The 638-nt window shown below is 48.3% G+C and carries 1 rRNA gene; it reads right to left on the bottom strand.

Going from position 1 to position 638, the window contains the following annotated elements:
- Positions 1–625: ribosomal RNA gene (locus tag HHU12_RS34485) — 23S ribosomal RNA — on the bottom strand; the annotation flags it as partial.
- Positions 626–638 lie beyond the last annotated feature (13 nt).

Below are 638 nucleotides of genomic sequence, written 5' to 3'. Positions count from 1 at the left end.
CCTTAATCTTGCTAATATAGGTAACTCGTAGGCTCATTATGCAAAAGGCACGACGTCACTACACGAAGTAGCTCCGTCCGCTTGTAGGTATACAGTTTCAGGATCTATTGCACCCCGTTATTCACGGTACTTTTCACCTTTCCCTCACGGTACTTGTTCACTATCGGTCTTTTGGGAGTATTTAGTCTTGGCGGATGGTGCCGCCGGATTCAATGGGGGTTTCACCGGCCCCCACTTACTCAGGAACTCTCGCTCTCAATAACACTTACCTGTACGGGACTATCACCCTCTGCGGCAACACTTTCCAGTGTCTTCCAGTTCATGTTAAATCGATTATCGAGGTCCTACAACCCCAGTCAAGCCGGAACTCAACTGGTTTGGACTCTTCCGCGTTCGCTCGCCACTACTTGCGGAATCACTATTGTTTTCTTTTCCTCCAGGTACTTAGATGTTTCAGTTCCCCGGGTTGGCTATATAAACATATCTTCAATATGCTGAGTTGTCTCATTCGGATACCTCCGGATCAAAGGTCATGTGCACCTCCCCAGAGCGTTTCGCCGCTTGTCGCGTCCTTCGTAGCCTCCAAAAGCCTAGGCATTCCCTGTATACCCTTCTCTCGCTTTTCTTTTGAGTGAAAT

The organism is Flammeovirga aprica JL-4, assembly GCF_012844305.1.
In the GTDB taxonomy this organism is placed as follows: Bacteria; Bacteroidota; Bacteroidia; order Cytophagales; family Flammeovirgaceae; genus Flammeovirga; species Flammeovirga aprica.
Note: the sequence above shows the minus strand (reverse complement) of the source record. Positions and strands in the feature narration are given on the sequence as shown.